At 72.4% G+C, this 13,158-nt stretch carries 7 protein-coding genes; 2 read left to right on the plus strand and 5 right to left on the minus strand.

The window, feature by feature from the left end; translation table 11 throughout:
* Positions 1-8: 8 nt before the first annotated feature.
* The 4 genes from sulP to E6U81_RS18740 all read right to left on the minus strand — a co-directional run bounded on the left by sulP (position 9) and on the right by E6U81_RS18740 (position 6,849).
* Positions 9-1,763, minus strand: coding sequence for a sulfate permease (gene sulP / locus E6U81_RS18725; protein WP_136231245.1), 1,755 nt, complete (start codon positions 1,761-1,763; stop codon positions 9-11).
* The gene (locus tag E6U81_RS18730) at positions 1,763-4,483 is read right to left on the minus strand and encodes an HAD-IC family P-type ATPase (protein WP_136231246.1); all 2,721 of its coding nucleotides are present in this window, start codon (positions 4,481-4,483) and stop codon (positions 1,763-1,765) included. Before E6U81_RS18730 ends, sulP begins: the two co-directional genes overlap by 1 nt.
* A 50-nt stretch (positions 4,484-4,533) precedes the next feature.
* Positions 4,534-5,493: a polyphosphate kinase 2 family protein gene (locus E6U81_RS18735; protein ID WP_136231247.1), complete on the minus strand. Its 960-nt coding sequence runs from the start codon at positions 5,491-5,493 to the stop codon at positions 4,534-4,536.
* A gap of 93 nt (positions 5,494-5,586) precedes the next feature.
* Positions 5,587-6,849, minus strand: coding sequence for a DUF4436 family protein (locus E6U81_RS18740; protein ID WP_346766157.1), 1,263 nt, complete (start codon positions 6,847-6,849; stop codon positions 5,587-5,589).
* On the opposite strand from E6U81_RS18740, the gene E6U81_RS18745 reads away from it, so the two are divergent.
* Together E6U81_RS18745 and E6U81_RS18750 are read left to right on the plus strand one after the other, a co-directional pair.
* Positions 6,848-8,464, plus strand: a complete 1,617-nt coding sequence (locus tag E6U81_RS18745) for an alpha/beta fold hydrolase (RefSeq protein WP_168714668.1) — start codon at positions 6,848-6,850, stop codon at positions 8,462-8,464. The genes E6U81_RS18740 and E6U81_RS18745 overlap by 2 nt on opposite strands.
* 12 nt (positions 8,465-8,476) lie before the next feature.
* Positions 8,477-10,090 (plus strand): alpha/beta hydrolase, encoded by a 1,614-nt coding sequence (locus E6U81_RS18750; RefSeq protein ID WP_136231248.1) that lies wholly within the window; start codon positions 8,477-8,479, stop codon positions 10,088-10,090.
* A gap of 24 nt (positions 10,091-10,114) precedes the next feature.
* On the opposite strand, the gene E6U81_RS18755 is transcribed toward E6U81_RS18750, so the two are convergent.
* On the minus strand, positions 10,115-12,973 hold the full coding sequence (locus tag E6U81_RS18755; protein WP_136231249.1) for a peroxidase family protein: 2,859 nt from the start codon (positions 12,971-12,973) through the stop codon (positions 10,115-10,117).
* Positions 12,974-13,158: the final 185 nt, after the last annotated feature.

Below are 13,158 nucleotides of genomic sequence, written 5' to 3' on the forward strand. Positions count from 1 at the left end.
CCCACGGGTCAGCGGTCGCCGTCCGTCCACTCGGCCCCGGTGCGCCGGCGGAACGCGGCGACGGCGGCCCCCACCGTGGGGAAGAAGTGCCGGGGGTCGATGGTCCGGGTGAGTTCGTACCGCTCGATCTTCTGCCGCACCGGATCCTTCAGTTCGGCGAACACCAGGTGCACGCCGTCCGCGTTGAGCGCCTCGTCCAGGTCCTCCAGGACGTCGGCGGCTGTGGTGTCCACATCGGTCATGGGCTCCGCCGCGATCACGATCCAGGTGGGCCGCGGGTCCGTGCCCGCCAGCCGCCTGATCTCGTCGCGGAAGGTCCTCGCGTTGGCGAAGAACAGCGGGGCGTCGAACCGGTAGATGACCAGGCCCGGCAGCTGCCGCGCCTGCGGGTACGAGCGGACGTCGTGGTAGCCCTCCAGGTCCGGCACCCGCCCCAGCACGGTGCGGTACGGCCACCACGCGCGCCGGAAGACGTTGAGGACGGACAGGGCCACGGCGACGGCGATCCCGGGCAGCACGCCGAGCAGGGCCACGCCGACGAAGGCCGCGCCGCACAGCAGGAACTCCGTACGGCTCTGCCGCCACAGCCGCACTGAGCCGGGAACGTCGGCGAGGGACAGCGACGCCGTGACGACCACGGCGGCGAGGGCCGGCTGGGGGAGGTTGCGGAACAGGCCCGGAACCAGGACCAGCATGAGGACGATGAGCACCGCCCCGACGACCCCGGTGAGCTGGGTCCTGGCCCCCGCCCGCTCCGCCACCGCCGTACGGGATCCGCTCGTGCTGACGGGGAAGCCCTGGAAGAGGCCGGCCGCCAGGTTGGCCGCGCCGACGCCCGCCATCTCCTGGTTGCCGCGGACCTCCTGGCCCGTACGGGCCGCGAAAGCCGACGCGTTGGAGATCGTGTCGGTCAGCGACACCAGGGCGATGCCCAGCGCACCGCCCATCAGCAGCGGCAGATCGGCGGCCCGAACGTCCGGGACCGTGAACGGCGGGAAGCCGTCGGGCAGCTCCCCGACCAGCTCGACGCCGCGCTCGCCCAGGTCGAGGACGACGGCCGCGCCGATCGCCAGGACCACCATCACGAGCACCGCCGGGACCTTCGGCAGGAAGCGCTGCAGCACCAGGACGACGACGATCCCGCCGATGCCGACCGCGGCGGCCGCCGGCACGGCCGCCCCGCCGGCCAGGCTCCGCACGAAGCCGGCGCACTCGCCGATCAGACCGTCCGCGTCGACCGAGAAGCCCAGCAGCTTGGGCAGCTGTCCGATCAGGATGGTCAGCGCCAGACCGTTCATGTAGCCGGTCATCGTCGGCTTGGAGATCAGATCGGCGATGAAGCCGAGCTTCGCCACCGACGCCAGGATCATGACCGCCGCCACCATCAGCGCGAGCACCGACGCCAGCGCCACGGCCCGGTCGGGATCCCCGCCGGCGGCCACCAGGGGCACAACGGTGGCCGCGATCATCGGACCCAGCGCGGAGTCCGGTCCCAGCACCAGGATCCGGGACGGCCCGCACACCGCGTAGCCGAGCAGGCACAGGACCGTCGTGTACAGGCCGGTGATGGCCGGCAGGCCCGCCAGCTCGGCGTACGCCATGCCCTGCGGCACCAACAGCGTGGTCAGGACGACCCCCGCCACCAGGTCCTTGACCAGCCACTCCCGCCGGTAGGTCGACACCGCGCGGATCCCGGGTACGGCCCGCACCCGGGAGACGAGCGTGCGGTCCGGATGCCCGGCCGGCGCGGACCGCCCGGCCATCAGATGCCTCGGGACCGGCGGGCCACGAGCTTGCCCAGCTCCCACAGGAGCAGGAGGGCGACGGCGGCGAGCAGCGCCCAGCCGAACTGCCGGGCGTCGATCTCCGTCGTCCCCAGGAGGCGCCGGAAGCCGTCCATCTGGGTGACCAGCACCGCCAGCACGAACTGGGCCAGCGCCACCCAGTTCATCTGCTTGCTGTCGAAGGTGGACGCGGTCAGCACCGAGTCCGTCTCGCTGCGGCACTCGAACGCCGCCACGATCAGACAGAGCGCGAACGCCGTGAACGCGATGGACCGACCCGTCTCGACACCGTCGAAGTGGGCCTCGCCGAGCGTGATCAGCCCCAGCAGGACCACGGTGATCGCCAGCCCGCCGAGTCCGACCGTCACCAGCACGGGCCGGGTGAGCACCGACTCCCCGCGCGGCCGCGGCGTGCGCCGCATCAGCCCGGGGCTCTCCCGGTCGAAGCCCAGCGCGAAGCCGAAGGAGGCGTTGACCACGAAATGGATCCACAGCACCTGCGGCGGGGTGAAGGGCTCGCCGGCGGCGATGTTGAACACCGTGGCCCCGAGGAAGGTCAGTACGAAGGTGACCAGCAGGAGCAGGACGAACCGGATGTACTTGGTGAGGTTGTCGTAGATCCTCCGGCCCTGCTCCACGGCGTAGACGATGGTGGCGAAGTTGTCGTCGGAAAGGATCATGCGCCCGGCGTTCTTCGCCACGTCCGTGCCGCTGCCCATGGCGATGCCGATGTCCGCGGCCTTGATCGCGGGCGCGTCGTTGACGCCGTCCCCGGTCATCGCCACGACGTCGCCCCTCTTCTTGAGCGTGTCGGCGAGCAGCACCTTGTGCTCCGGCGCGACCCGCCCCACCACACCGATGCCCTCGATCCGGGCGATCTGCTCCTCCTCGCTCAGGGCGGCGAAGTCGGCGCCGAGGATCGCCTCGCCCGGGATGCCGAGCTGCCGGGCGATCGCCGCACCGGTCGTGACGTCGTCACCAGTGACCATGCGGACCCGGATGTGTCCCGCCCGGGCGGCGGCCACGGCCGCCTTCGCCTCCTCGCGGGGCGGATCGACCATGCCGACGAGGCTGCTCATCCGCAGCTCCGTGACGTACGCGAGCAGGTCGCCCCCCGGATCGAAGGCGGCCGGGTCCAGGTCCCGGGTGGCCGCGGCCATCACCCGGCGGCCCTCGCCGCCCATCCGCTCGGCCTCCTCCCCGGCCCGCGCCGCCAGCGCGGCGTCCCACGGGACGGTCTCACCCGCCGCGAGCGCGGTGGCGGCCCGCGCCACCACCGCCGGGGCCGCACCCTTGACGAAGCACCGCACGACCTGCCGTCCGGAGGCGTCCCGGGCCTCGTTGAAGGTGGCCATCAGCTTGTACCCGGGATCGAACGGCAGGGTGGCCAGCCGCGGCAGGCCCTCCCTGGTGGCGTCGACGTCCAGCCCGGCCTTGTGCGCCAGCACCAGCAGCGCACCCTCGGTGGGATCGCCCACCACCGCACCCTCCACCAGCTTCGCGTCGCTGGCCACCACGTACGGCAGGATCGCGTCCTCGATGCCGGCGGAGGAGCCCGCCGCGTGGTGGATCCTCCCCTCCAGCCCGTACCCCGTGCCGGAGACCGTGTACCGGTCGGTGGGGCTCAGCACCTCGACGGCGGTCATCTGGTTCATCGTCAGGGTGCCGGTCTTGTCGGAGTTGATCGCGGAGGTGAACGCCAGGGTCTCGACCGACGGCAATTCCTTGACGATGGCGTTCCGCTTCGCCAGGTTGAGGCTGCCGACGGACAGGATCGCCTGCGTCACGGTCGGCAGGGCCTCCGGGATGGCGGCGATGGCCAGGGAGACCGCGCTGACGAACAGCGCGTCCCACGCCTGGTCCCGCTGCCGCCCCAGGGCGAACATCACGATCATGGTCAGGCCCGCGGCCGCCGTGATCCACAGCGTCAGGGTGTCGAGCTCCCTGGTGAGCGGCGGCACTTCCTTCTCGGTGGCCGCCAGCATCCCGGAGATCCGGCCGAGCTCGGTGCCGGAGCCGGTCGCGGTGACGACGAGAACGCCGCTGCCGTGGGTGACCGGCGTGTTCATGAACGCCATGTTCGTCCGGTCGCCGGGAGCCGGGAGGGAGCCCGCCAGCGTGCCGGAGTCCTTGGCGGCGGGAACGCTCTCGCCGGTGAGCGCCGACTCGTCGATCTGCAGGGCACTGGCCTCGATGATGCGACCGTCCGCCCCCACCTGGTCCCCGGCGGCGATGAGCACGACGTCCCCGACGACGAGCTGCTCCGCGGGTACCTCGGCCTCCGAGCCGTCCCGGCGGACCCGCGCCGTCGCCTTCATCATCGACTGCAGCGCGTTCATGGCGCTCTCGGCCTTGCCCTCCTGGCGCAGGCCCACGACCGCGTTCAGCAGGGTCAGCACGATCAGCAGGATCGCGGTGGTCCACTCCCTGATGAGCAGCGAGACCACCGCCGCGGCCAGCAGCACGATCTGCATGTAGCTGCGGTACTGCGCGAGGAACCGGCGCCAGGCCGGGGTCCGCCTCTCCTCGGGCAGCGCGTTCGGTCCGTACGCGGTCAGGAGCTCCGCGGCCCGCGCCGCGGACAGTCCGACGGCCGGGTCGACGCCGAACGCGGCCACGACCTCCTCCGGCGTGCGCGTGTACCAGGCGTCCCCCGGAGCCCGGGGCCGCCCTCCCGCAGATTCCGACCGCACCGTCATCGTCCTGCCTCCGATCCCTGGCCGCGGATGCGCCCGGGCAGGCGCCGCCCTCAGCGGCGCTTCTTCCTCCCGGGCCGCCGGGAGTCGGCGTACGGATCGGCCGCCGCCCCGGCGGGGGCCTCACCCTCCAGCTCCCGCCGGGTGACGAGCAGCGCCTTGCGCGCCTCTTTCCCCACGTCGGGGTACTGGGGATCGATCTCCGTCAGGGTGTGCGCGAGGACCGCCGCCGAACAGATCCGGGCGAACCACTTCCGGTCGGCCGGCACCACGTACCACGGCGCCCACTTCGTGCTCGTGGCCGACAGCATCGCGGAGAACGCGTCCTGGTAGTCCTCCCACCTCGCCCGCTCCCGGACATCGGCCGCGGAGAACTTCCAGTTCTTCTCCGGCCGGTCGATCCGCTTGAGGAAACGGGCGCGCTGCTCCTCCTTGGACAGGTTGAGGAAGATCTTCACCACCTTGAACCCGTTGTCCGTGAGGTAGTGCTCCCAGCGGTTGATCTCCCGGTATCGCCGGTCCCACACGTCCGGCCCGCACGCGTCGTGCGGCAGCTTCTGCCGGACGAGGTTGTCGGGGTGGACCCGTACGACGAGAACCTCCTCGTAGTGCGAGCGGTTGAAGATGGCGATCTCGCCGCGCGCCGGCAGCCGGCGCGCGTACCGCCACAGGTAGTCGTGGTCGAGCTCCTCGGCGGAGGGCACCTTGAAGCTGCTGACGTGCACGCCCTGGGGATTGACGCCGCTCATCACATGGCGGATCGTCCCGTCCTTGCCCCCGGCGTCGATGGCCTGGAGGCAGAGCAGCACGCCGTAGGTGTCCTGGGCGGCCAGCCGCTCCTGGTACTCGGCGAGCAACGCCACCCCGCTGCGCAGGAGCTCGGCGCCGTCCCGTTTCCTCAGGCCGGCCTTGTAACGGGGATCGAAATCCCGGTCGAGGCGCACCTCGGACCCCGGCTCCACCCGCAACGGCTCGATGAAGTCCGCGATGCGTTCGGCTCTCTCGTCCGACATCATCCATCAGTCCTTCGCTGGACCCGTGGCGCCGCTGCGGCACGCGGCGTCGGGCTCCCGCCGGGGACGGTCACCGCGCCGGGCGCCTGCTGCTCATTGTCTGCTCGCCCGGCCAAGATCGCCCGTCCCGCCGGGTCCGGGCAGGCCGGCCCCTTCGCCGTCCGGCCCGTCGTCCTCCCCGCCGCCCGGACCGGCGTCCTCCCGGCCGTCAGGCCCGTCGTCCTCCCGGAGGGCGGTGCGGACGCCGGCGAGGACCACGGCGATCACGCAGAGCGCGATGACGGTCTCGGCCCACAGGAAGGCGAACCAGTCCAGCACACACCCGATCGGCGGTGAGCCGGGTGCCGTGTTGCGGAACGCCGCGAGGGCGAACAGGGTGGCGGCCATCCAGCCGAGGGCGGGCCAGACCAGGCCCTCGCCGCGGGTCGTCAGGTACCAGGTCCCGATGAGCACCGACGCCGCCAGCGCCCACATCACCACCATCATGAGGACCGCGAAGACGAGCAGGCTGCCCGAGCGGACCAACTCGACCCCGAGGGCGGCCTCCTGGGGGGAGGGCCAGGGGATCGCGGAGACCGAGAAGAGCGTGTCGTTGTTGGAGAACAGCAACCGGACCGGCACGTCCTTGCCGTCCATCTGCGCCCAGAACCCGATGTCGGTCTCGTAGGCGTCGAACGGGTAGTCACCGACCGACCCGCCCGCCATGACCACCTTCACGTCCTTGGTCACGAGCCGTTCGTGCGCCCTGAACGACAGGTCGCCCAAAGTCGCCCCGGTGGTCTGGAGGCTGAGGTCCCCGACCGGAGCGGTCCCGTCCTCCTCGCCGAGGCTTCCGCGCGGAGTGACCCGGACCCGCAGCACCAGTTCCCTGGCCGCGGCGTCGACGCGCTGGACGGTCGCCTGCACATCCAGCCGGTCGGCCGCCGCGGATCCCGCCGTGTGCACCGTGTCGATCGCCTGCCGCTCGGTGAACTGCAGCCACGACCCCACGGCCACGGCCGCCACGATCAACACCGCGATGGGAAGCAGGACCGGCAGGAGCGATGCCCGCCGTCGGCGCGGGCGGGGCGGCCGGGGAGGGGCCGGGGGAGGTGGGGCCATGGTGACTCCGGCGGGGTGGTAGGGCGGCGGGCTCGTTCGGCTCGTCGCCGCCGCCGTACGATCCTCCTCGACCGGGCCGGCGATCCGCCGTACCCGGGCGGGTGTGTCGGCTCCGCGGCCGGGGCCGCCGGACGGCTCCGCGTGCGCCCGTACGGTCCAACCGGTAGCGTCGAGGACGAGCGTTCCGCCCCAACCGCTGCGGCCCGGGTCGCCCGGCAGGTCCGCCGCCGATGTCGGCAGAGGAACGAAGTCCATGCCAAAGCACAGCATCCGCGCGGCGGCCGCCGTGGCCGCCCTGGCCTGCCTGACCGCAGTCGGCCCCGCACAGGCCGGCCCCGCACAGGCCGGCCCCGCACAGGCCGGCCCCGCACAGGCCGGTCCCGCACCCGGTGCGCCCGTAGGCCCTGCACCCGGTGCCACGAACCCGCCCGCCTCGCCCGCCTCGCGGTTCGTGCCCGGCGCGTGCCCGGAACCGCCCGAGCCCATCGAGGCGCTGAGCGGCGCTCGCTGCGGCGTCCTCGAAGTCCCCGAGAACCGCTCCCGCCCCGGCGGCCGGACCATCGGCCTGGCCGTGGCCGTCATCCCGGCCGTCACCCCCGCGAAGCCCGCCAAGGAACCCGTGGTGTTCATGGCGGGCGGCCCCGGTGCCGACACCTTCGACGACATCCCGTTCCTCGTCGACTCCGGCCTGAACAAGGACCGCGAACTGATCGTCATGGGCCAGCGCGGCAACCTCTACGACCGGCCGAACCTCGCCTGCCCGGAGGTCGACCGGTTCAACGCGCAGGCCGTGGGCCTCGGATACGACGCGAAGCAGGCCGAAGCGCTCCTGCTGAAGGCCGTCAAGGAGTGCCGCGGCCGCCTCACCGCCCAAGGCGTCGACCTGAGTGCATACAACACCACCGAGAACGCGGCCGACTTCGCCGACCTGCGCAAGGCACTGGGCATCCCCCTGTGGAACGTCTACGGATACTCCTACGGTTCCGACCTGGCCCTGACGTATCTGCGCAGGCACCCCGAGGGAATCCGCGCCGTGGCGGTCGACTCCGTCACACCGCCCCAGTACGCGACCCTGCCGTGGACGTGGAGCAGCGTCGCCGAGGGCATCGACAACATCCTCGACGCCTGCGCGGCGCAACCCGCCTGCAAGGACCGCTACCCGGACCTCCGCCGCACCCTGACGGAACAGGTGCGCAGGCTGGAGGCCCACCCCCTGACCCTGAACGTCCCCCCGCCGGGCGGCGGAAAGCCCGTCAAGGTCGTCCTCGACGGCGGCGCGCTGCTGAACCTGATCGTCGCCTTCACCCCCCGGCCCAAGGACCTCCCAGCGGCCCTCACCGAACTCGCCGACGGGAACCCGGAGCGCTTCGCGCAGGCCCGCGCGGCCGGCTCGGTCCAGAACACCGGCGCGTTCGCGCACGGCCTGACGAACTCGGTGGCCTGCGCCGAATGGGCACCCGGGTACTCGGAGACCGACGTGCTGAAGGCGGGCCGCGAGGCCTTCCCCGGCTGGCCGGACACAGTCCTCGCGCAGGCGCCGCAACTCCCCTTCCAGTACCCGGTGTGCCGGCTCTGGAACGTCCCGGACCGCGCGTCCGTCCAGCGCGTCGCGACGGCCGGCTCCGTCCCGGTACTCCTCGTCTCCGGCACCTTCGACGTCAAGACCGGGGCGAGCTGGGCCACGGAGGCGGCCCGCAGCCTGCCCCGCTCGACCACCGTGCGCATCCCCGGAATCGGCCACTGGGTGGTCCCGCAGTCGCCCTGCGCGCAGCGCGTACTGGCCTCCTTCCTCGACCGTCCCACCGCGCCGCCCGACACCGGCTGCGTGGACGGCCTCGAACCCGCACCGTTCACGATCATCCCCGAATGACCGGGAGGGCAGATGACCTTCGCCCGTGCGCCCCGCCGTCGCAGGACCGCAGGAAGACTCCTCGCCCCCTCATCGGCCGGCCCGGCGGCCGCGCTCCTCGTCGCCGGCCTGCTCACGGCACCCGTCGCGGCGCAGGTCCGCACCGCCACCGACCCCACCCCGGGAGCGACCACCGGCACCGTCGCCCGCACCGTCGGTGACGCCGCCTACGAACCGGGCCCCTGCCCGAAGACGCCGGAACCGATCAAGGCACTCGAAGGAGCCCGCTGCGGCACGCTCACCGTGCCCGAGAACCGCGAGAAGCCCGGCGGTCGCACGATCGACCTCGGCGTCGCCATCGTGCCCGCGGCGTCCGGCACACCCAAGGCCGACCCGATCGTCTGGCTCGCGGGCGGGCCCGGGGACGACGCGGTGGGCGAGGCGCAGATGGCGATCGACGGCGGCCTGAACCGCGACCGCGACGTCATCTTCATGTCACAGCGCGGTACGTACTCGGCCGAACCGGACCTCCTGTGCCCCAACATCGACGAGTTCAACGCCCGTTCGGTCGGCCTCGTCCACGACGCCCCGTCCACCGAGCGCCTGCACGTCGAGGCCACCAAGGCCTGCCGTGACAAGCTCGCGGCCGCCGGGATCGACCTCGGTGCCTACAACGACATCCAGAGCGCCGCCGACTACGAGGACCTGCGCAAGACGCTCGGCATCGACAAGTGGAACCTCTACGGCATCTCCTACGGCACCCACCTGGCGCTGGCCTACATGCGCCTGCACCCCGAGGGACTTCGCTCCGTCGGCATCGACGGCATCCTCCCGCCGTCCAGGGCCGGCTCGGCGGCGACCTGGAGCAGCGCCCGGCAGGGCTTCGACGGCCTCTTCAAGGCCTGCGCGGAGCAGCCCGCCTGCAACAAGCGCTACCCGAACCTGTCGGCCACCTTCGACAAGCTCGTCCGCCAACTGGAAGCCAAGCCGGTCACGACCACCGTCACCCTGCCCGGCAGCGACAAGCCGGTGAAGGTCGTACTCGACGGGGGAGCCCTGGTGAACTGGATGACCTCGGCCACCCACGTGGCACCCCAGGTACCTGCCGCCCTCGACGAACTGGCGCACGGCAAGCCGCAGCGCATCGCCCAGCAGTGGGCGGGCGGCAAGCTCAGCCCGCAGGCCATGGGCCGGATCGCACACGGCCTCGTCTACGGAGTCTTCTGCAGCGAGTGGACCCCGTACGAGAGCGAGCAGGCGGCGCTCCGGGGCGGACAGGCGACGTTCCCGTCCTTCCCCCGCTCGGTGCAGGCCCAGGCCCCGCAGCTGGCCTTCCTCCACCCGGACTGCGACGCCTGGAACGTCCCTGCGGCGCCGCCCTCCATCCGCGACGCCACGCGCGGCGACATCCCGACCCTCGCCCTGTCCGGCGGCTTCGACTCCCAGACCGGTGCGAACAACGGGCCGTACGTCGCCCGCACGCTGCCCAACGCCAAGGTCGTCACGGTCCCCTACGAGCCGCACGTGGTCTTCGCGACGTCCAAGTGCGCCCAGGAGATCGCCGTCTCCTTCTTCGACACCCCGTCCGCCCCGAACACCACATGCCTGAAGACCCTCAAGCCCCCGGAGTTCGAGATCGCCCCGTAGCAGCGGTGCCGGGCTCGTCCGCGCTCAGCCGTTGCCGTTGCCGTTCCGGTGTGGTGTGACCGGGCGCCAGGGGGCGAAGGCGCTCGCGCCGCGCGGCAGGATGCCGGCCAGCTCGGGGCAGTGCCGCAGGATGACGCTCGTCATGCCGCCCCGCTCGATCCAGTCCATGCCCAGCGGCGTGTAGATCTCGGGCCGGAAGTCGACCGTGAGGAAGCGGTCGCTCTGCAGGCGCCGGCTGGCCATCAGGATGAACACGCGGAAGGCGGTGTCGCTGAAGCCGAAGCCCGCGGGCGGGTTCTCGGCGAACAGCCCCACCATCGTGTCGACGTCGTCCACCGAGCGGTAGACGTCCCGCAGCCGTGCGACCGTGTCCGGATCGCGGGAGAGGTCCTCGAACCGCCGGATCCGCGGCTTGTGCAGGCCGGCCCGGAAGTCGTTGTAGCGGGGGACGCCGCGGCGCCGGGTGCGCACCAGGTCGACCACGGAGAGGTCGATCACTTCCCCGTCCCGCTCGAACGCCTGCAGCGCGCGCGGGAAGTTGTGCAGGGTGATCGCCCCCGGGTGGGCGATGCCCAGCGAGTACAGGGTGTTCACCAACCCCGTCTTGCGGATCAGCGGCTCCGTCGCGGCGCCCTGGAGGGCGGCGAAGTCCAGGGTGTCGAGCCGGCGGCCGAACCGGTGGTCGACGAGCTCGTAGTCGTCGGGCATCAGCGGGTGCATCCGGTAGACGGTGACGAACTCCTCCGTGAGGGAGTACGGGGCACCGTGGTGGTCGGGCAGGGTCTTCGGGATGCCCTGCCGCCCGTTCGCCTCCAGCAGCCAGACGCCGAGCTGGTCGAGCCACTTCTTCGGCGGTCCCTGCCAGTTGGTCCTCATGCCGATGTCGAGCGTCTCGGTCGCGAGGATCGCGGGCGTCCACTCCACCGTGTGGATCTTCGCGATCAGGGCGGAGACGACCAGCCGGGCCGTGTGGTAGACCCGCTCCTCGTCCATGCGCGGATACTCGTGCCGCAGGGCTTCGCACACCGCGTTGTGCTCACGGGCGAAGAGGGTGTGCATGGCGCTCAGGCCGAGCCACCAGTTGTCGGTGAACCCGGTGAGCGGGGAGCCGTTCGAGCCGTTCGGCAGGTGGCCGTCCTCCAGCCGCAGGCCGGCGCCGCCGTCGGGCTCGCGCAGGGCCGTCGCCGCGGACCGGTCGCCCCCGTAGACCTCCGAGCCGTCCCACCAGTGCGACACGTCGCTGGCGAACACGATCGGCGGCCGCCCGCCGGACGTGGGCACCGCCTCGTCGTCGCCGAAGCGCATCACCGCCTCGTGCGGGCCGCCCGGGGTGTTCTGCCAGGTCTCGCCGGGAGGCAGCGGCACCTCGACGCTGCGGGTGGAGAGCGGAAGCCTCCTGTGCTTGACCCAGTCGTGCACCTGGAACTGGATCCACGCGGCGGCGATGATGTTCAGCGAGGTCGCGGGGATGAACGCCTCACGCCGCAGCAGTTCCCGGCTGACGGTGACCGGATTGGGCGAGTCGAACCGGTCCGGGCGGTGGACGGGCGGCATCGTACGGCCGAACGTCGCCCCGACGGCTCCCATCCGCGGCGCCGACAGATCGTTGTACGAGCCGTCGTAGCTGCGCCTGACCAGCAGTTCCTCCTCGGGCGGCGCCTCCACCGGACCGGCCTCGGGCGGAGCCTCGTGGGCCTCGGTGTCAATGAGGTTGTGCCGCCGCAGGGTCTGCCGGAAGGCCATGAGGTTGAGCAGGCCGAGCGGGGTGGGCAGCCGGTGCCAGGGGACGAAGCGGTTGACCGTGCGGAAGCCGGCCCGCAGCGGTGCCCCGAGCAGGGTGTTGCGGCGCGGCTCGACCGTCACGAAGCGGCGGCCCAGGCGGTGGGCGCTGCTCGCCTCGTAGGCGGCCTTGCGGGCGCGGTTGAGGTTGCCCAGGGGGCGGAAGTCCGCCGAGGTGTGCCACGGGTTGAACGCCAGCAGATCGACCCGGGCCGCACCGGCGCGGCCCTCCGCGGTGTGGACGTCCTGGCGCGGGACGGTCAGTGTGGCCACCGGTACGACGGGTGCCACCCCCTCCTGCCACTCGGCCGCACCGTCCTCCACCGGCGTGCGCCGGGCGTCCACGTAGCGCTGCACGCACAGCTCGAAGACGACGTCCCCCCGGAGCAGCCGCTGGGAGAGCTCGCGCCGCAGGTAGTCGGGATCGGTGCCCGACGCGGCCGGGGCCGGGGCGGCGGACGCGGCAGGCCGCAGCTGATAGCGCACCGGACCGCGGTCGCCCCACAGGATCGCGCCGCGGCTCCAGTAGGTCTCCAGGGCCAGGCTGCGCACCGTACGCCTGGTTCCCGCGACGATGTTGCGCCGCATCCGGGTGGCCGTGGGCCAGCCGACCGCCAGGGGGAGCTTGAGGAACAGGGCGATCCCCTTGCGCAGCCGCGAGTCGGCACCCGCCATGGCCTTGGCGAAGGCGACGAACTCCCGCGCGTCGCGGGCGTGGGAGACCGGGAAGCTCGTCATCAGCAGATCGTGGGCCTCACCCGGGCCCACCTCGACGCGCAGCGCCGCCCCGCGCAGATCGGGTGCGAAGTCGGGCCCTCGGACCCCGCTCGCGTTGGAGAGCCGGACCGTGACCGGGTACTCGGCTCCGGGCGCGGCGAAACCCGCCCGCAGTTCCTCCGGGAGGTCCTCGCGGAACCTCAGCCGGGCGTTCTCCACGCCGAGGACCGCCTTCGCGTGGAAGGTCCGGTCGACGGCGGCGGCGCCACTGCGCCTCTGCACCTTGTGCTGCACCCGCAGCAGCTCACGCGCCAGCCGTTCGAAGACCAGCCGCTCGGCCTCCGCACTGCCGCCGGCGTAGCGTTCGTACCGTTCGACCTCGTCCATGCGAGCCTCTTCCCGGAGGGGTTTCCCTGCACTCCCCACGACGCTGCCCCAGCCCTCGGCGGCTGTCGTGCGGAGCGGGGCAGACAGGCGAAAACCCAGGTGAACGGCGGGGTGTAAGGCATCACGGTGCAACCGCGCCCGCCCACCTGTCCGGCGCAGCGCCCCGGAATCTTCTGCGCCGGGAC

This window comes from Streptomyces sp. A0592, assembly GCF_004795115.1.
Taxonomy (GTDB): Bacteria; Actinomycetota; Actinomycetes; order Streptomycetales; family Streptomycetaceae; genus Streptomyces; species Streptomyces erythrochromogenes.

What these genes read in the sequence shown, in the direction of transcription:
- E6U81_RS18755 (WP_136231249.1), bottom strand. Translation starts at nt 12,973, where the DNA reads ATGGACGAGGTCGAACGGTACGAACGCTACGCCGGCGGCAGTGCGGAG.
- E6U81_RS18735 (WP_136231247.1), bottom strand. Translation starts at nt 5,493, where the DNA reads ATGTCGGACGAGAGAGCCGAACGCATCGCGGACTTCATCGAGCCGTTG.
- E6U81_RS18745 (WP_168714668.1), top strand. Translation starts at nt 6,848, where the DNA reads ATGCCAAAGCACAGCATCCGCGCGGCGGCCGCCGTGGCCGCCCTGGCC.
- sulP (WP_136231245.1), bottom strand. Translation starts at nt 1,763, where the DNA reads ATGGCCGGGCGGTCCGCGCCGGCCGGGCATCCGGACCGCACGCTCGTC.
- E6U81_RS18750 (WP_136231248.1), top strand. Translation starts at nt 8,477, where the DNA reads ATGACCTTCGCCCGTGCGCCCCGCCGTCGCAGGACCGCAGGAAGACTC.
- E6U81_RS18740 (WP_346766157.1), bottom strand. Translation starts at nt 6,849, where the DNA reads ATGGACTTCGTTCCTCTGCCGACATCGGCGGCGGACCTGCCGGGCGAC.
- E6U81_RS18730 (WP_136231246.1), bottom strand. Translation starts at nt 4,483, where the DNA reads ATGACGGTGCGGTCGGAATCTGCGGGAGGGCGGCCCCGGGCTCCGGGG.